Annotated in this window: 17 protein-coding genes and 1 tRNA gene; 9 read left to right on the forward strand and 9 right to left on the reverse strand. The window is 68.5% G+C overall.

The window, feature by feature from the left end; all coding sequences use genetic code 11:
• The 3 genes from BM009_RS02750 to BM009_RS02760 form a co-directional block, all read right to left on the reverse strand.
• On the reverse strand, window positions 1-1,782 hold the full coding sequence (locus tag BM009_RS02750) for a methyl-accepting chemotaxis protein (RefSeq protein WP_368085917.1): 1,782 nt from the start codon (window positions 1,780-1,782) through the stop codon (window positions 1-3).
• Window positions 1,783-2,218: 436 nt separating this feature from the next.
• Window positions 2,219-2,303: transfer RNA gene (locus BM009_RS02755), tRNA-Leu, on the reverse strand.
• A gap of 50 nt (window positions 2,304-2,353) precedes the next feature.
• Window positions 2,354-3,193: a formate/nitrite transporter family protein gene (locus BM009_RS02760; RefSeq protein WP_093293533.1), complete on the reverse strand. Its 840-nt coding sequence runs from the start codon at window positions 3,191-3,193 to the stop codon at window positions 2,354-2,356.
• Window positions 3,194-3,313: 120 nt separating this feature from the next.
• Between BM009_RS02760 and BM009_RS02765 the strand changes: the two genes are divergently transcribed.
• Entirely contained in the window at window positions 3,314-3,601 is a 288-nt protein-coding gene (locus BM009_RS02765) for a hypothetical protein (RefSeq protein ID WP_093293535.1), read from the forward strand.
• Between the two features lie 164 nt (window positions 3,602-3,765).
• On the opposite strand, the gene BM009_RS02770 is transcribed toward BM009_RS02765, so the two are convergent.
• The gene (locus BM009_RS02770; protein WP_093293538.1) at window positions 3,766-5,274 is read right to left on the reverse strand and encodes a YifB family Mg chelatase-like AAA ATPase; all 1,509 of its coding nucleotides are present in this window, start codon (window positions 5,272-5,274) and stop codon (window positions 3,766-3,768) included.
• A 246-nt stretch (window positions 5,275-5,520) separates the two neighbouring features.
• Between BM009_RS02770 and rpmH the strand changes: the two genes are divergently transcribed.
• The 6 genes from rpmH (at window position 5,521) to BM009_RS02800 (ending at window position 9,127) form a co-directional block, all read left to right on the forward strand.
• Window positions 5,521-5,655, forward strand: coding sequence for a 50S ribosomal protein L34 (rpmH, locus tag BM009_RS02775; RefSeq protein ID WP_010545931.1), 135 nt, complete (start codon window positions 5,521-5,523; stop codon window positions 5,653-5,655).
• Window positions 5,656-5,669: 14 nt separating this feature from the next.
• The gene (rnpA, locus tag BM009_RS02780; RefSeq protein ID WP_093293539.1) at window positions 5,670-6,017 is read left to right on the forward strand and encodes a ribonuclease P protein component; all 348 of its coding nucleotides are present in this window, start codon (window positions 5,670-5,672) and stop codon (window positions 6,015-6,017) included.
• Window positions 6,014-6,226, forward strand: coding sequence for a membrane protein insertion efficiency factor YidD (yidD, locus tag BM009_RS02785; protein ID WP_066722546.1), 213 nt, complete (start codon window positions 6,014-6,016; stop codon window positions 6,224-6,226). The genes rnpA and yidD overlap by 4 nt, the downstream gene beginning before the upstream one ends.
• Before the next feature lie 21 nt (window positions 6,227-6,247).
• Window positions 6,248-7,966: a membrane protein insertase YidC gene (gene yidC / locus BM009_RS02790; protein ID WP_093293542.1), complete on the forward strand. Its 1,719-nt coding sequence runs from the start codon at window positions 6,248-6,250 to the stop codon at window positions 7,964-7,966.
• 190 nt (window positions 7,967-8,156) lie between these two features.
• A complete protein-coding gene (gene yihA, locus BM009_RS02795; RefSeq protein ID WP_093293544.1) occupies window positions 8,157-8,792 on the forward strand; it encodes a ribosome biogenesis GTP-binding protein YihA/YsxC in 636 nt (211 codons plus the stop codon).
• Between the two features lie 8 nt (window positions 8,793-8,800).
• The gene (locus tag BM009_RS02800) at window positions 8,801-9,127 is read left to right on the forward strand and encodes a gamma-glutamylcyclotransferase family protein (protein ID WP_093293547.1); all 327 of its coding nucleotides are present in this window, start codon (window positions 8,801-8,803) and stop codon (window positions 9,125-9,127) included.
• A 55-nt stretch (window positions 9,128-9,182) separates the two neighbouring features.
• On the opposite strand, the gene BM009_RS02805 is transcribed toward BM009_RS02800, so the two are convergent.
• Window positions 9,183-11,117 carry a S9 family peptidase gene (locus tag BM009_RS02805; RefSeq protein ID WP_254772120.1) on the reverse strand — a complete coding sequence of 645 codons (1,935 nt, stop codon included), beginning with the start codon at window positions 11,115-11,117 and terminating at the stop codon, window positions 9,183-9,185.
• Between the two features lie 119 nt (window positions 11,118-11,236).
• Between BM009_RS02805 and BM009_RS02810 the strand changes: the two genes are divergently transcribed.
• Window positions 11,237-11,899, forward strand: coding sequence for a glutathione S-transferase family protein (locus BM009_RS02810; protein WP_093293550.1), 663 nt, complete (start codon window positions 11,237-11,239; stop codon window positions 11,897-11,899).
• Window positions 11,900-12,031: 132 nt separating this feature from the next.
• Here BM009_RS02810 and BM009_RS02815 read toward each other — a convergent pair whose 3' ends face one another.
• A complete protein-coding gene (locus BM009_RS02815) occupies window positions 12,032-12,493 on the reverse strand; it encodes a cupin domain-containing protein (RefSeq protein ID WP_093293552.1) in 462 nt (153 codons plus the stop codon).
• Here BM009_RS02815 and dapE point away from each other — a divergent pair.
• Window positions 12,493-13,635, forward strand: coding sequence for a succinyl-diaminopimelate desuccinylase (dapE, locus tag BM009_RS02820; RefSeq protein WP_093293555.1), 1,143 nt, complete (start codon window positions 12,493-12,495; stop codon window positions 13,633-13,635). The genes BM009_RS02815 and dapE overlap by 1 nt on opposite strands.
• Window positions 13,636-13,639: 4 nt before the next feature.
• Here the strand turns inward: dapE and BM009_RS02825 are convergent, their stop codons facing one another.
• The 3 genes from BM009_RS02825 to BM009_RS02835 form a co-directional block, all read right to left on the reverse strand.
• Window positions 13,640-15,277 (reverse strand): putative bifunctional diguanylate cyclase/phosphodiesterase, encoded by a 1,638-nt coding sequence (locus BM009_RS02825; protein WP_254772121.1) that lies wholly within the window; start codon window positions 15,275-15,277, stop codon window positions 13,640-13,642.
• A 125-nt stretch (window positions 15,278-15,402) separates the two neighbouring features.
• Window positions 15,403-16,008, reverse strand: coding sequence for a Smr/MutS family protein (locus tag BM009_RS02830; RefSeq protein WP_093293560.1), 606 nt, complete (start codon window positions 16,006-16,008; stop codon window positions 15,403-15,405).
• A complete protein-coding gene (locus BM009_RS02835) occupies window positions 16,005-17,357 on the reverse strand; it encodes a murein transglycosylase A (protein WP_093293563.1) in 1,353 nt (450 codons plus the stop codon). The genes BM009_RS02830 and BM009_RS02835 overlap by 4 nt, the downstream gene beginning before the upstream one ends.
• Between the last annotated feature and the right edge of the window lies 1 nt (window position 17,358).

The raw sequence follows: 17,358 nt of genomic DNA on the forward strand, positions 1-17,358 counted from the left end.
TCAGCCCGCCTGCGCGGCGAGGGCAGTCGCGATCTGGGCGATTTCCTCGATCGCGGCGGCCAGCAGCTCGGCCCCCTGCGCCTGCTGGCGCGCAGCGGCGCCGGCCTCGCGCGCGGCGCCGTTCGCAAGATCCGCCGCTTCGGCGATCTGGTTGGTGCCGCTGCGGATCTCGCGCACCGAACGCAGGATATCCTGCGTGCCCGCAAGGATCGCGTCATTCGCGCCGCGCGCCGCCTGGAGGTCCTCGATCATCGCCCGGAAGCGCTCGACGAACGCGCGGTTGCGGCCGATCTCGACTTCCGCTGCGCCGATGACCTGTTCGAGGTCCCGGCGCACGGTCGCGATCTGCTCCTGCATCGTGCGCACGATGTCCGCGGCGTGATCGGCGCGCGTCGCCGAATCCTGCGCGAGCTTGCGGATGTCACCGGCCACCAGGGTGAAGCCGCGTCCGGCCTCGCCCGCGCGCGTTGCCTCCACCGAACCGCTCACCGCCAGCATGTTGGTCTGCACCGAGATCAGCGCGAGCTTGCCGATGATCTTGTCGATGCCCCGCGCTGTATCCGCCAGCACCGCCAGCAGATCGAGCACGGCGCGCAGCTCCGCCAGGCCGTGCTCGACGCCGCCCGCCACCCGTTCGATCGCTGCGCCGCTTACCACGACGCCTTCGACGATGGCACCGATCCGCTCGGCAGCCGCCGAGGCGCGCGCCTGCAGCAGTTCGGCCAGCCCCTCGATCTGCCCCATCGACGTATCGGCCTGCATGGTCGCGGACGCCTGGATCTGGGTGCCGCGCGCAATTTGTTCGAGCGCGACCAGGATTTCGCCCGAAGCACCCGACAGCTCCTGCACCGTCGCCGACAATTCCTCGGCGGCGGCGGCAATCTGCTCGACCGCGCCCTGGTTTGCGCCATCGCCCTGCAGCGCCTGGATCAGGTCGCCCAGCATCTCAGCGGTGCGCTGGCTTTCCTCCAGCGAGGTGCCCTGCTGTTCGACCGCCTGCTGCGCCTGCGCGGTGGCCGCCGATTGCTCCTCGGCGGCACTTGCGACCTGTTCGGCGCCCTGCTCCGCCTCGGCGGCGGCAGCCTCGGCCTCCGCCGAGGCCTGAACGATCGCCGCCGTGCCCGCGCCCAGCGCCGCCAGTTCCTCGCGCGCCTCCTTGAGCTGCACGACCACGGCGCGGCCCGACTGCGCCTCGCGCGTCGCCAGCTCGGAGGCGGCGCGCACCTGCTGCACCACGCGGTTCACCTCGCCGACGACGTTCGCCGCCAGCTGCTGGATCTCGCCCGCGCTGGCTTCGGAGCTTTCGGAGAGCGCGCGGACCTCGTCCGCCACCACCGCAAAGCCGCTACCGGCGTCCCCTGCCCGCGCCGCCTCGATCGTCGCGTTGAGCGCAAGCAGGCTGGTCTCGTCGGCAACATCGGCGACGCTGACGCCCACCGTACCGATCTCCGCTGCCACCTGCTCCAGTGCGTCGATCACGGCGACGGTCGCGAGCTGGCGCTGGGCGTTGAGTTCGATCGCGACGACCGATACCTCGATCTGGACACCCACCTCGGCAAAGGCGTTCTGGACGCTGTCGATCTGGCGACGCGCACCCTCGGCCCGCGTGCTCGCATCCCTGAAATTGGCATTCAGCGAGGCAATCAGGCCCTGCGATTCCTGCGCCGCGCCGGCTGCTTCCTCGGCGCCGCTCGCGATGCTGTCCATTGCCCGCTGCAACTCGCTTGCTGCGGCGGAGGCCTGGGCGATCCCGCTAGCCAGTTCCTGGACGGCCTGGTCCATCCCCTCGATGGCGTTGGCGGGCCGTCGCGCCCGGCGGATGGACCGTGCCTGCGGACCAGGTGCCGCTGCCGGCTTCGCCTCTGCCGCCGTTGTTTCTTCCCGCGGGCGCTTTGCGCGAGCGCCAAGGGTCGATTTCTTCACCAGCGCCATCAGAACTCCAGGGATATTGGGCTTCCAGCCTGCTTAGGACACGGCGGGCGACGGCGCCAGCATCCGCAGCGCCCTTTGGCTTGGAGCAAGACGCTTGCGGAGGTTGGCCGGAGGCGTGGCTGCGCCCCGGCATTTCCGCCCCGGTCTGCGCCACGCTTGTGTAGGTGCCCGCACCGACTCGGTCATGTCGGTTTCCACCAGCAGCTTGCCCGAGGGCTCCAGGGCACCCGCGCAACAGCAATTTTTCGCAATTTTCCGCGGGTTTCCAGATATTGGTAATATGTACTGGTGCCCCTGGCCGGACTCGAACCAGCATGCCTTTCGGCGTTCGATTTTGAGTCGAATGCGTCTACCAATTTCGCCACAGGGGCAGCGAAGGATGCGCACGGCTAGACGAAGCTTCGCCGCGCCGCAACCCGCTTCACGTCTCTTCGCGCACCTGCGCATGTGCCAGCAATGCGAACAGCACCGATCCGCCGAGGATGTTGCCGAGCAGCGCGGGCGCCAGGAAGCCGCCCAGCACCCAGCCGAGGCTCGCCTCGCCCGCCAGCCACAGCATCCACGCCTCCACCGCGCCGGCGACGACATGCGCGAACTCGCCGAGCGAGATGAAATAGGTGCAGAACACCAGCACGAAGAATTCCTGCCGCCGCGCGCCCGGCAGCGACCAGGCGATTCCCGCCATCAGGAAGCCCGCCGGCACCCCCGCGCGCATCGCGTCCCAGCCGGTGAGTTCGAGCAGGCTGCGCGAGGTGTCGAGCATCGCCTTGGTGCTCGCTTCGGTCCCTACCCAGCCCGCGGTCGCGAGCCAGGCGATCAGCAGCGTACCGACGAGATTGGCGCCGAACACCAGTCCCCATAGCCGCCCCAGCCGGGCGAAGTTGCGGAAGGTGGGGCTCGCCGCAACGGGGATCACCGCGGACAGCGTGCTTTCGGTGAACAGCTGCAGTCGCCCGAGCACGACGATCACGAAGCCCAGGCAATAGCCGATGCTCGCCACCGGCAGCCGCCACGCGGTATCGGGCAGATGGCTCTCGATCAGCCCGCGCCCGAGCACCGATGCCGCCATCGCCACGCCAGCGACCACGCCGGAGAAGAACAGCGAACTCGCCGGCCGGTCGAGTTCCTCGTCGCCCTGGCGGCGGATGACCTCGTGGATGACGCGCGAGGATGCGGCCTCGCGTTCCTGGACATCCTCCTCCTCATCGGGGGGAAGATCGGGCTCTTCGCCATCGGGCGCTTCGTTTCGGGGCTGTTGCACCTGCGCTCAACGTCGATGTCGGCGGGAGGTTGCTGCCGGTCGTACCAGAGCGGAGGAATGGCTGGAAGTGGTGGACAGCGGACGTTTGCAGGGTTCCCAGCCACCCGCTATGCTGGCCGCGTGACTACTGATCTTCTAATCGACGGTATGCTGTCGGGCACAGGCGTGCGAGATGCCGTGGAGGGTGGCTACTTGCACCCCGAGGCGATCGGACTCTCGACTTCGTTGATTGCGGATGTCGCTGATTGGCAACGAAGATATGAGGATGCTCACTTCGCCGGTTTTCCCGGGGATGCGGTAGCCAACTTAGACGAAGAGGGACTTGCGCTGCGGTTGAAAATGCAGGCCGAGCTGCCGGATAAAACCGTCGGCTACTTCTCGAACGGCAGGATGGCCCGGCTAGCCTAATGTCCGCAATTGGGCGGTAGCTGCCGCGCTACGCAAGGGATGCAAGCAGCGCGCAGGCTATGATCCCAGCCGCCATGATCCCGAGCCACAGCTTCCATGTCCCGCGATCCGGTCCTCCGATCGCGCCGAGATATTCCAGGATCGCCTCGATCAGCATCGCCCGCTCAGCTCCGCGGCGCCTGGCGGCGGTAGCTCAGCGCCTCCGCCACATGGATGCGCCCTACCCCCTCGGCGCCCGCGAGATCGGCGATCGTCCGGGCCACGCGCAGCACCCTTGTATAGCCCCGCGCCGACAGCCGCATCGCCTCGGCCGCCTGGGCGAGCAGCTTGCGGCCAGCCTCGTCAGGCGTGGCGACCGCCATCAGCGGCTCGCCATCGGCCTCGGCATTGGTGCGCGTGGAGGTGCCCGCATAGCGCGCCGTCTGGACCCGCCGCGCCGCGGCCACCCGCACCGCCACCTCGGCCGAGCCCTCCGCCGGCGGCGGCAGGACGAGATCGGCGGCGGTGACGGGCTGGACCTCGACATGCAGGTCGATGCGGTCGAGCAAGGGACCGGAGACCTTGGCCTGATAGTCCGCCGCGCAGCGCGGAGCGCGGGCGCAGGCGAGCGCCGGGTCGCCGAGATGGCCGCAGCGGCACGGGTTCATCGCCGCGATCAGCTGCACCCGCGCCGGGAAGGTGACATGCGCATTGGCCCGGGCGACGCTCACCACCCCCGCCTCCAGCGGCTGGCGGAGCGAATCGAGGACGGCGCGCTGGAACTCGGGCAGCTCGTCGAGGAACAGCACGCCGAGATGGGCGAGGCTCACCTCGCCCGGCTTCACCTTGAGCCCGCCGCCGGTCAGCGCCGCCATCGACGCCGAGTGATGCGGCGCGCGAAAGGGCCGGGTCCGCGTTAGCCGCCCGCCCTGCAGCGTGCCTGCGACCGAGGCGACCATCGACACTTCCAGCGCCTCGGCTGCCTCCAGCGGCGGCAGGATGCCCGGCAGGCACGCCGCCATCAGCGACTTGCCCGCGCCCGGCGGCCCCACGAACAGCAAATTGTGCCCGCCCGCCGCGGCGATCTCCAGCGCGCGCTTGGCGGTCTCCTGCCCCTTCACCTGGGCGAGATCCGGCCCCGCCCCCGGCGGATCGACCTCGCCCGGCACCGGGCCGGGAAGCAGCTGGTTACCCTTGAAGTGGTTGAGCAGGCTGATCAGGTCTGGGGCGGCGAGCACCTCCACCTGCCCCGCCCAGCTTGCCTCGGGCCCCTGCGCGGCGGGGCAGACCAGCCCCTTGCCTACCTCGGCCGCATGCATCGCCGCGAGCAGCACGCCCGGCGACGGCGCGATCCGTCCGTCGAGCGCCAGTTCGCCGACCACGACATAGCCCGCGATCGTCTCGGCATCGACCACGCCCATCGCCGCGAGCAGCGCCAGCGCGATCGGCAGGTCGAAATGCGATCCTTCCTTGGGCAGGTCGGCGGGCGAGAGGTTGAGCACGATATGCTTGGGCGGCAGCGCCAGCCCGATCGCGGCCATCGCGGCGCGCACCCGCTCGCGACTTTCCGCGACCGCCTTGTCGGGCAGCCCGACCACGACGAACTTGGGCAGCCCGGCGACGAGGTTGCATTGCACCTCCACCGCGCGCGCTTCCAACCCCAGATAGGCTACCGTCGAGACGCTGGCGACCAAGAGAGCCCCCTCCCCGGCCTCGCACCATAGAGGCTTTTGCCCGCTACGGAAGCGTTCCGTTCACCGGACGCGTACCGGCCGTATTGCACAACCACCACACCTCTCCCATCTTCGCGGCTATGTGCTCCGAAGTCGGCCAAACTCCGCATCCTGCGTTGACTCCTGCGCCACTTGCCCGTAATGGCGCTCGACACGCGGCCGCCCCTGTGGCGGCCCTTTTACGTTCTAGATACTCGAGGATGAGCGATGAAGCGGACCTTTCAGCCGAGCAACCTGGTGCGTGCGCGCCGGCACGGCTTCCGTGCACGGATGGCGACCCCGGGCGGTCGCAATGTGATCCGCGCCCGCCGCGCCCGCGGCCGCAAGAAGCTGTCGGCGTAAGCACGGACACGCCCTTGCTGAGCCTCGACCGGCTCACGCAGCGCAAGGACTATCTCGCCGCCAACGGGGGAAAGCGGGCACCGATGCCCGGTTTCGTCCTGCTGGTGCGCGAACGGAACGATGCCGATCCGTCGATGCGGATCGGCATTACCGTATCCAAGAAAGTTGGCAACGCCGTTATCCGGAATCGGATGAAGCGGCGCTTTCGCATGCTCGCGCGCGAAATCCTGCCCGAGGCAGGGATAGCCGGCGCGGACCATGTGCTGATCGGCCGGAACGGCGGTATCGAACGCCCCTATGCCGATCTGAAGGCGGAACTCGCCAAGGCGCTTCGGCGCGTACGCCCCAAGGCAGACCAGTGATCGCGCGGGCGCTGATGCTGCTCGCGCGCGCCTGGCAGCTGGGGCCGTCGCTGATCCTGCCGCCCACCTGCCGCTACCAGCCTTCCTGTTCGGCCTATGCAATCGAGGCGCTTCGCCGCTATGGGGCGGTGAAAGGCGGCTGGCTTGCGCTCCGGCGCATCGCGCGCTGCCACCCATGGGGCGGGCACGGCCCAGATCCCGTTCCTTGAGTTTCCTTCCGGGGATTATCGGTGAAAGAAGAACAGAAGAATTTCATCCTCTTCGCGGCGTTCGCGGCGCTCGTGCTGCTCGGCTGGCCGATGATCAGCCACTGGTTTTTCCCGCAGCAGCCGGCCGCCCCCGCGAAGATGGTCGACGGCAAGCTGCAGCCGGTGCCCAATTCGGGCGTCGATCCGGCGACCAACGCGCCGAAGACGATTCGCGGCCGTGACGCGGTGCTGGCGGACACGCCGCGCGTCGCCATCGATACCCCGGCGCTGAAAGGCTCGATCAACCTCAAGGGCCTGCGCATCGACGATCTCGTCCTGCGTCAGTATGACCAGACCGTTGCCAAGAACTCGCCGCCGATCCGCCTGCTCTCGCCGAGCGGTGCCGAGGGCAGCTATTTCGCGCAGTTCGGCTGGCAGGGCGCGGGCGCGCCCGACGGCAACACCGTGTGGAAGGCGGATGGCGAGACGCTGACGCCCGCATCGCCGGTCAAGCTCACGACGACCAACAGCGCCGGCCAGACCTTCACGGTCGAGCTTGGCGTCGATTCGAACTACATGTTCACCGTCCGCCAGACCGTTGCCAATCGCGGCGGGGCACCGGTGGCCGTGACCCCGTACACGCTGATCTCGCGCGGGCAGCGCTCGACCGATACCAGCCAGTGGGCCGCGCATGTCGGCCCGGTCGCCGCGACCAACGATGCGGCGCACTATATCAACTGGAAGGACATCGAGAGCACACCCCAGCAGTTCTCGACCACCGGGGGCTGGGTCGGCTTCAGCGACCATTACTGGCTGACTGCGGCGATCCCGGACCAGCGCGGCGGGGTGAACATCCAGCAGCGCGGGACCGCCGCCCAGCAGTACCAGGCCGATGTCGCGCTCGCCCAGCCGATCGCGATCCGCCCGGGCAAGGAAGCGACCTATACCAGCCACTTCTTCGCCGGGGCGAAGGAAGTGAAGCTGCTCGATGCCTATCAGAAGCAGTATGACATCGCGAAATTTGAGCGCGCGATCGACTGGGGCTGGTTCGAGATCATCGAGCGCCCGATCTTCACCTACCTGAGCTGGCTGTTCAAGCTGGTCGGCAATTTCGGCGTGGCGATCATCCTGCTGACGATCACCATCCGCGGCCTGCTGTTCCCGATCGCCCAGAAGCAGTTCGCCTCGATGGCGAAGATGCGCCAGGTGCAGCCGAAGATGAAGGCGATCCAGGAGCGCTACAAGGACGACAAGGCCCGCCAGCAGCAGGAGATCATGCAGCTGTACAAGGCGGAGAAGGTCAATCCGCTCGCCGGCTGCGCACCGATGATCCTGCAGATCCCGATCATGTTCGCGCTGTACAAGGTGCTGCTGCTCACGATCGAGATGCGCCACCAGCCCTTCGTGCTGTGGATCCGCGATCTCTCGGCGCCCGATCCTGCGACGATCCTCAACCTGTTCGGCTATCTGCACTTCACCCTGCCCAGCTTCCTCGCCATCGGCGTGGTGCCGGTGCTGCTCGGCGTGTCGATGTTCTTCCAGATGCGGATGAACCCGGCGCCGATGGACGAGATGCAGAAGCAGATGTTCGCGATCATGCCGTGGATGCTGATGTTCCTGATGGCGCCGTTTGCCGTCGGCCTGCAGATCTACTGGATCACCTCGAACGTGCTGACCGTGCTCCAGCAGCAATGGCTCTACGCGCGCCATCCGGAGATGAAGGTCCCGGTGGCCAAGCCGGGCGCGGCCAAGGCCAAGTGACGACGGCACGCCCCTCCACGATCCTCCCCTGCAAGGGGAGGTGGCAGGCCGCTGGCCTGACGGAGGGGTGTCCCCGTTCGCGTCGGAGGACCATCATTGCACCGTCGACACCCCTCCGTCGCTTCGCGACACCTCCCCTTGCAGGGGAGGATTTGAAAGGGCCTCATTCTCTGAGGCAGCTGAGTTCCTGATGTCCTTCGACCCCGACCAGATCGAAGCCGCGCGCAAGCTGTTCGCCGGCCCCATCGCCTTCCTCAAGTCCGCGCCCGCGCTGGAGCATTTGCCCGCGCCGACGGTGCCGGAGGTTGCGTTCGCCGGCCGCTCCAACGTCGGCAAGTCGTCGCTGATCAACGCGCTGACCAACCGCAACAGCCTGGCGCGCACCTCGGTCACCCCGGGGCGGACGCAGGAACTCAACTTCTTCGACGTCGGCGAGCCGCTGCGCTTCCGCCTGGTCGACATGCCCGGCTATGGCTTCGCCAAGGCGCCCAAGGACATGGTCCGCAAGTGGCGCTACCTGGTGAACGACTATCTGCGTGGCCGGCAGGAGCTGAAGCGCGCGCTGGTGCTGATCGATTCGCGCCACGGCATCAAGGATGTCGACCGCGAGATCCTGGAGATGCTCGACGACGCCGCCGTCAGCTACCGCATCGTCCTCACCAAGACCGACAAGATCAAAGCGAGCGAGCTGGCCGAAGTCACCGCCCGCACGGTGGAAGAGGCTCGCAAGCGCGCGGCCGCCCACCCGGAGATCCTGGCGACGTCCAGCGACAAGGGCATGGGCCTGCCCGAACTGCGTGCCGCGGTGCTCGAAGCGATCGGCTGAGCGCGGGCATGGAGCCGCTCTTCTCCTACGGCACGCTCCAGCTCGACCAGGTACAGCGCCGCCAGTTTGGCCGGCTGCTCGACGGCACCGACGATGTGCTCCTCGGCTATGTGATCACCGAGATCCAGATCCGCGACCCCGCCGTACTCGACGCCAGCGGCATCGAGACGCACCTCGCGCTGATCCCCGGCGACGGCCCGCCAATCCCGGGCAAGGTCTTCCAGCTCACGCCGCGAGAGCTGGCGGCAGCCGATGTCTACGAGAGCGAGAACTATGTCCGGGTGTGGACGCCCCTCGCCTCCGGCAGCCATGCCTGGGTCTATCTGAAGGCCTGAGCGGTTCCGGCATGCGCCGGAACCGCAACAGGAGAAGCCACGTTCCTCCCGCCGCTCACGCCGGGTTGTACTTGGCCAGGAACGCCTCGAGCGCCTTCAGGAAGCTCAAGCGATCCTCCTGCCGCGTGAAGAAATGATCGCCTTCGGGCTGTTCGATGAAGGTGACGTTCTTACCCTCGGCCTGCAGCCGCTCGGCCATCAGCTTGCTCTGCTGGAACGGCACGCGGCGATCCTTTCGGCCGTGGACGAGCAGCACCGGGGTGGAGAAGTCGCCCGGATGGTAAAGCGGAGATACCGCCTTGAAGTCCGGTGCCTGCGCCTTCATCCAGTCCTTGCCCGCCCCGCCGAACAGAAATTGCGAGTCATAGCCGACCATCCGGCCGAGATCGGACACGCCCGCAAACGATACCGCGCAGCGGAACAGCTTGCCGTCACGTTGCGCGGCGCGCAGTGCCGCATAGCCGCCATAGGATCCCCCCACCACGCAGACGCGCTTCGGATCGGCGATGCCCTGCTCCGCCAGCGCGGTCACGGCGTCGTTGAGATCGTCCTGCATCGCGAGGCCCCATTGGCCCTCGCCCTTGCGCAGGAACGCCGTGCCATAGCCGGTCGAGCCGCGATAATTGGGCTGGATTACCGCATAGCCGCGGTCGGCCACGAACTGCGCCCACCAGTCCCAATCCTCGTCATCGCGCGCCGAAGGGCCACCATGGGGCATCAGGATCAGCGGCAGGTTCTTGCCGGTGCTGCCCGACGGCAGCGTCAGCACCGCCTCCATCTCCAGCCCATCGCGCGCCTTGTAGCGGATCGTCTTCACCGGGTGGAGACGTCGTAGCTTGAGCGTCTGGTTGTTCATCGCCAGCGGCTGGAAGAGCTGATCGGTCGTGCGATAGACGAAATAGGCGCCCGGTGCGCTCGCGTCGCCCACCTTGGCGATCACCACGGAATGATCGGCGCTGAAGCTGGCGATTTCGACTTGCGCGCCCTGGACCATGCCAGCCAGCTTCTTCTTGAGCGCCGCCATCGCCGGATCGGACCAATAGATGGCGGTCCGGTGTTCGGTTACCTGCACGCCGAGCAGCGTCGAGCGCACCGGATCGACCATCGGCCCGGCAATGTCATATCCGGGCGCGCCGAACAGCCGCTTGCCGGTCTGCATCGTCGCGAGATCGAACTCCCAGAGCGAGGCAAAACCCTTGTCGTCATCCTGCACGACGAGCGCCTTGCCGCTTTCCGGCAGGAACAGCGACGGCACCAGCAGGTCGTCATGAATGCCCTTGGCGCGATCGACGACACGGAAGTCGCTGTGGCCGTCCGCCCGGTAGAGGAGACGCCGCTGCCGGCCGTCGTCGGTCGAGCCGATGCCCATGCGCACCACGCCGGCACCATCGGCATACCAGTCCATCACGCCTTCGCGACCGCCCAGTACCATGCGGTGCTTGCCGGTCGAGACATCGACTTCGTCGACCTGCGGCCAGAAGCCGCGCTCGCTGGTATAGACCGAGGTCTGCGCCGCGAGCAGGATCCGCGGCGTCCCGTCATGCGCAGTCCACAGCAGCTGTCCGCCGAGCTGTGCCGTCTCGTGCGTGTTGAGCGCCACCACCTTGCCGCCATCGGCGCGCACGCCGATCGCGCGGGTGATGTACATCTGGTCGCCGCGGAAGCTGATGGCCTTGCTGACGCCAAGCACCAGCCATTCATCGTTCACCCAGCGCCACCAGTTGAGGTCGGCATCGCCGGTGGCGATCAGCTGGGTCGCCCCGCCGTCGATCGCCACCACCGCGAGATATTGCTGGCCCCGCACCGCCAGCTGGGCGGCGAAGCGCTTGCCATCGGGCGAGAGTGCCGGGTGGGTCAGCATCGGCAGCTCCGCGAACACCGCTGCGTCCAGCGCCACGGGCGTCGCGACGGAGGCCTGGGGTTGTGCCTGCGCTCCGAGCAACGCCACCGCCGCCGTCGCCACGGCAAGCGCACCCCAGATCTTCGCCATATCGTCCGCCCCCATCGAATCGCGGCCCCCGCCGCGCAAACCGGAAGGTGCGACCGATTTTCGGCGCACGCAATGGCGATGGTTGCCGTCCTCCCCACCCCCGGCTATCCCCGATGCCCATGAAGCTCATCATCGGCAACAAGGCCTATTCGTCCTGGTCGCTCCGCGGCTGGCTCGCCTGCAAGCTCTCCGGGCTCCCCTTCGAGGAGACGGTCGTGCCGATGTACGACCAGGATTGGGACAAGCGCCGCCAGGGCGCGGAATTCGCCCCGTCTTCGGGCAAGGTGCCGATCCTGTGGGACGGCGATGCGGTGGTGTGGGACAGCCTGGCGATCGTCGAATATCTCAACGACAAGACCGGCAACACGCTGTTCTGGCCCGAAGACCCCGCCGCGCGCGCGATGGCGCGGTCGATGGCGGCGGAGATGCACTCCAGCTTCACCGCGCTGCGCAGCAAGCACAGCATGAACGTGCGCCAGGTCTATCCTGCAGCGCCGGTCGATACGGATGTGGCGGCCGATCTCGAGCGGATCATGGAGCTCTGGGCCCAGGCCCGCGCCCGCTACGGCAGCGAGGAGCCCTTCCTGTTCGGCGCGTTCGGCGCGGCCGACATCATGTTCGCGCCGGTGGTGACGCGGATCGTCACCTATTCGCTGCCCGTTCCCCGCTTCGCCCAGAGCTACATGCTCGCCGTGCTCCAGCACCCCTTTATGCAGGACTGGATCGCCGGGGCGCAGGAAGAGGAATGGGTGATCGAGAAGTACGAACTGCCGGTGGTGTGACGTAACCATCTAAGCCCCTCCTCCTTGGAGGAGGGGTTGGGGGTGGAGGGATTCCAGAAAGTTAGTCGGGCTCTGTGAGACACAGCCCCACCCCAACCCCTCCCCTGAAGGGGAGGGGCTCGAGACAGGGCCCTACTTCAACCGCTCGGTCTCATACCGCGTCCCGTCCTTGCGGAAATACCCCTCCGGCGTGAACACCATGTCGATGTCGGGATACTCCCCGCTCCCGCGCGGACCCGCGCCGATCGCGAGGAACACGGCGTCGGCCTCGGAACGGTTCTGCAGATGATGCCCGTCCGCCACCCCGGCCGGAAACGCCGCGCAGTCGCCGGCGCGCAGCAGCGTCTCGCCGCCATTCTCCACCAGCACCGCCTCGCCCACCAGCATCACGACGAACTCGTCCTCCTGGTCGTGCCAGTGGCGCTGCGACGACCAGGCGCCGGGCTTGAGCACGACATGGCTCACCCCCATCGCGGTCAGCCCGCTCGGCGGCGCCAGCCGGCGATACCAGCGCCCTGCCACCGGCGCGTCGAATGGTGGCGGATAACCGGTGGCATTGGTCTGCGGGATTGTATCCAGGTCCAGCTTGGGCAATGTCGCCTCCCTTGTGTTTGGGAGGTAGTGTGCCGGACGTCGTCGAACTCACCAAGGCCCTGATCGGCGCCGAGAGCATCACCCCCGCGCGCGGCAGCGTGTTCGACGTGCTGGAGCAGGCGCTCCTGCCCCTGGGCTTCCGCGTCGAGCGCTTCGTCGAGGGCGAGGCGCCCGATGGCCCGGTAGAGAACCTCCTCGCCGTCCGCGGCAGCGGCGGGCCGCACTTCGCCTTTGCCGGGCATCTCGACGTCGTGCCCCCCGGCGAGGGCTGGACCAGCGGCGCCTTCGCGCCCGAGATCCGCGGCGACCTGCTCTACGGCCGCGGCGCGGTGGACATGAAGGGCGCCATCGCCGCCTTCGTTGCCGCCGCCGAACAGGTGCCGGAACGCGGCACCACCAGCCTGATCATCACCGGCGACGAGGAAGGCCCCGCCACCTACGGCACGCCCAGGCTGATCGAACGCATGGCCGAGCGCCGCCTGGTCCCGGATTGCTGCGTGGTCGGCGAGCCCACCTCGGCCCACCGGCTGGGCGACACGATCAAGATCGGCCGGCGTGGATCGACCGTGATCGACATCGCGGTGATCGGGCGGCAGGGCCATGTCGCCTACCCGCACCTCGCCGACAATCCGGTCCCCCGCCTCGTCCGCGCGCTGGCCGAGATCGACGCCATCGTGCTGGACGAAGGCAATGCCTGGTTCCAGCCCTCGAACATCGAGGTGATCGATCTCGCGGTGGGCAACAAGGCGACCAACGTAATCCCCGGCCGCGCCGCCGCCCGGATCAGCATCCGCTTCAACGACCAGCAGCGCGGCCCCGATCTGATCGACCGTATCAGGGAGGTCGTAGCGCGCCACGCACCCAACGCCGAGGTGCACGGCCGCGTCTATGGCGAGGCCTTCCTCACCGAGCCGGGCCCGCTGTCGGAGCTGGTCAGCGGCGCGATCCGCGATGTGCTGGGGGTGGATGCCGAACTGTCGACCACCGGCGGCACCTCGGACGCGCGCTTCCTCTCGCGCATCTGTCCGGTGGTAGAATTCGGCCTGCTCAACGCGACGATGCACAAGCTCGACGAGGCCGTAGCGCTCGCCGATCTGCGCGCGCTGACGGACGTTTATGCGGAGATCTTGCGCCGGGTGTGACCGCTCAGGCCGTCGCGCGGCGCGGCGCCATGTCCTGGACCCAGGCGAGGAAGTCCGCCTCGCCCATCGGCGCGCCGATCGCATAGCCCTGCAGCACGTCGCAGCCGATCACCCGCAGCACCGCGGCCTGGGCCTCGTTCTCGATGCCCTCGGCCACCGCCTCGCAGCCGATGCCATGGACGAGGCCGATCACCGCCTGCGCGACGGCGCGCGCCTCCGGATTGGTACCGACATGCTCGATCAGGCTGCGGTCGAGTTTGACCCGGTCGATCGGCAGCCGCCGCAGCCGGGCGAGATTGGAATAGCCGGTGCCGAAATCGTCGACCGCCACCGTTGCGCCGGCCGAGCGCAGCGTCGCGATCGCGCGCAGCACGTCCTCCGAACAATGCATCGCCAGCGTCTCGCTGATCTCCAGCTCGAGCAGCCGTGCCGGTGCCTGCGCCGCCAGCATCGCGGCGCGCAGGTGGCGGAAAAAGCTGGCATGGTCGATCTGGCGCTGGCTGACATTCACCGCCAGCCGCTGCTCGACCCCGAGCCGGGCCCAGCGCGCGATAGTGTTCGCCACCGTCGCCACCACCCAGTCGCCGATCTCGACGATCAGCCCGGTCTCCTCGGCACGCTGCAGGAACGAGCCGGGCAGCTTGGTGCCGTCCGGATGCTGCCAGCGCAGCAGCGCCTCGGCGCCGACGATCGCCCCGCTGCTCGCCGAAACCTGCGGCTGGAAGACCAGCGCGAATTCGTCATGCTCGATCGCGGCGCGAAGCTCGGTCTCCAGCCGGGCGCGCGCGATCATCTGCGCGGCGAGGCCGTCGCTGAACGTCTCGACCCGGCCGCGGCCCTGGGTCTTGGCCTGGTACATCGCCGCATCGGCGGCGCCCATCAGCTCGTGCAGCGTCACCCCGTGATCGGGATAGAGCGCCAGCCCGACCGACGCGCCGATGCAGACCTGCTGGCCGGCGAGATCGAACGGCTCGCACAGCGCCTCCAGCACCTTCTCGCCCACCCGCGCACGGGCATGGGGATCGGGCAGGTCGGCGAAGAACAGGGTGAACTCGTCGCCGGCGAGGCGGCCGATCAGCGGCGTCTCGCCATGGTTGAACGCGGCGCACTGGTCGCCCACCGCGCGCAGTCGATTGGCGACCATGCCGAGCAGCACGTCGCCCACTGCATGGCCCAGCGTGTCGTTGACCGCCTTGAAGCGATCGAGATCGATGAAGAACAGCACCGCGCGCGCCTCTTCGTGCGCATCCTCGAGCATCCGCTCGGCGCTGCGACGAAAATGGGGGCGGTTGGCGAGGCCGGTCACCGTGTCGAACATGGCGAGCCGGTGCACGCTCTCCAGATTGCCGCGCAGCTTGAGGAACAGTTCGTCCATCGACTCGGCGAGGCGCGGGGCGCCTTGTGCCAGCGCGGTCGGCAGCGGGCTTTCGAGGTCGCCCAGCGCGGCGGCATGCAGCCGATCCACCGCCGCGGTCAGCACGGCGTCGCGGCGCGGCTGGAGCAGGACCAGCACGGCGAGAACGGTGAGCACGACCAGCGGCACGGCCAGCGCGACCGCGACGCCCAGCACGTTCAGCGTCGCGCCCGCGGCCCATGCGGCGCCGACGAGCAGGCAGGCTGCAAGCGCAGCGGCACTCGCCACTCCCCTTCCCATGCCTCGCTCCCCCCAGCGCATTGCCGATCGACGCTCCAAAGTTCCCCAGCGACACCGACAGTAGATGGCGCCGCCGTAGACTTCGCATGCATTAGTTAAGAAACTCCGGTGTTCTACGAAGACCGTGGCCGCCGCAACACAATGTACAGCGCGCCCGCACCACCATGCCGCGGATGCGCCTGACGTACCGCGGCAATTTTGTCCGAATGGCGCGATGCCGCCAACCAGTCCCCCACTGCGGCACGGATTGCGCCGCGGGCATGCGGGCGCTCCGACTCGGGGCGCGGCGGCTTGCCGGTGACCAGCAACAACACGCGGTCACCGCGCGCGATTGCCTGGGCGAGGCCGGCGTCAAGTCGATCATAGGCCGCGTGAAGATTGTGCCCGTGCAGGTCGATCGAGCTCTCCGGCGCCACCAGCCCGCGCGACAGACGCCGGTCCCAGCTCGCGTCGAGCGTGCGGCGCTCGTGCGTGTCGGGCATCGGCGTCGAGAGGGTGATCGCCGGTCGGGCGGGCCGAGTCGGCATGAGCTTGCCGACCGGTATGGCGAGCGGCGTCCGGGCGGGCCGGGCAACGGGTTGCGGCACCGGTGCCGGTGCAGGCTCGGGCGGCAGCCGCTTGGGCGCGGTTCGGACGTGGAGCGGCGTGACGCTCGCGATCACCTTCTGCCACAGCGCCGCTTCCTCGGGCGCCAGATCGCGGCGCCCGCGCCCGCTCATGGCTGAGGAATCGTGGGCTGGGGAATCGTAGGCTGGGGCATGGTCGGCTGGGTCGCGTTCAGCCGGGCGAGCGTGCCCTTGGGCAGCAGCAGCCAAGCCGTGCCGCGCGCGGCCATGCCACCGGCGATCGCGCGCGCATCGTCGCCCGCGCCCCAGAAGGTGTCGACCCGGTTGGCGCCCTTGATCGCGCCGCCGGTATCCTGCGCCACCCACAGACCGGTGGCATCGGTGCGGTCCATCGACAGGAACAAGGGTGCACCCAGCGGAATGAACTTCGGATCGGCCGCCACGCTGGTCCAGCCGGCGACGGGATAGCCCATCGCGCCCAGCGGCCCCGCACCGTCCAGTTCCTTGAAGAACACGAAGCTCTTGTTCTCGCGCATGATCGCCCGGCCTTCTTCCGGATGCGCGCGCAAATAGGCGACGATGCCCTGCATCGAAGTTTGGCCGGGGCTGAGCAACCCGCGATCCTTCATCAGCTTGCCGATGCCGGTATAGTCGCGGCCATTCTGCCCGGCATAGCCGATGCGCAGCACCTGCCCGTCCGGCCCCTTGAGCCGGCCGGAGCCCTGAACCTGCAGGAAGAACATCTCGATCGGATCGGCCGCCCAGGCGACCACCGGCGCATGGCCTTCCAGCGCGCCCTGCTCGATCTGAGTGCGATCGTAATAGGGCACGAACTGGCGGCCATCGACCCGGCCGCGGATCTTCTTGCCCTTCAGCGCATCGGAGAAGAGGCCGAGATCGACCTCGATCAGATTGTCCGGCACGCCGTAGACCGGCACGTCATAGCCCGAGCGACGCGCGCGGACGCCGGCGATCTCGGGCTCGTAATAGCCGGTGGCGAAGGCGGCGCCGTTGCCGACCTGCACCGTCTCGAACCATTGGGTGAAGAAGGGCTCAGCGTTACCCGACCAGCTCGCCGCCGCGGCACAGGCATTGCTCCAGTCGGTGCCGGTGGTGAGGCCCGAGGCGTCGGTACGGCGCAACAACCCCGGACAGCTGAGCTTGAACGCGGCGAGCGCGCGCTTGGCGTTGTCGGACGTGATCGGCAGCGTCTCGATCGCCGGGCCGGCGACCAGCCCGGTTGCAGCAGCGGTCGTCGCGCCGGCGATGGGCGGCGGCGCGGGCATTGCGGGCAGCGGAGTCGCGGCAGTCGGCTGGCGCGCGGGAAGATTGGCAGGCGTCTCGGGCAGCGCGGCACCCGGGCGCGGACGCTCGGGTGCAGGTCCCGGCTTTACGGGAACTGGGCGCGTCGGCGCGGGCCGCGTGCCCGCCTCCGGGGGAACGATGCCGCTCGAACACGCGCCGAGCAGCCCCGCAAGCGCCAATCCCCCGATGATACGCATA

Source organism: Sphingomonas sp. NFR04 (assembly GCF_900114095.1).
Taxonomy (GTDB): domain Bacteria; phylum Pseudomonadota; class Alphaproteobacteria; order Sphingomonadales; family Sphingomonadaceae; genus Sphingomonas.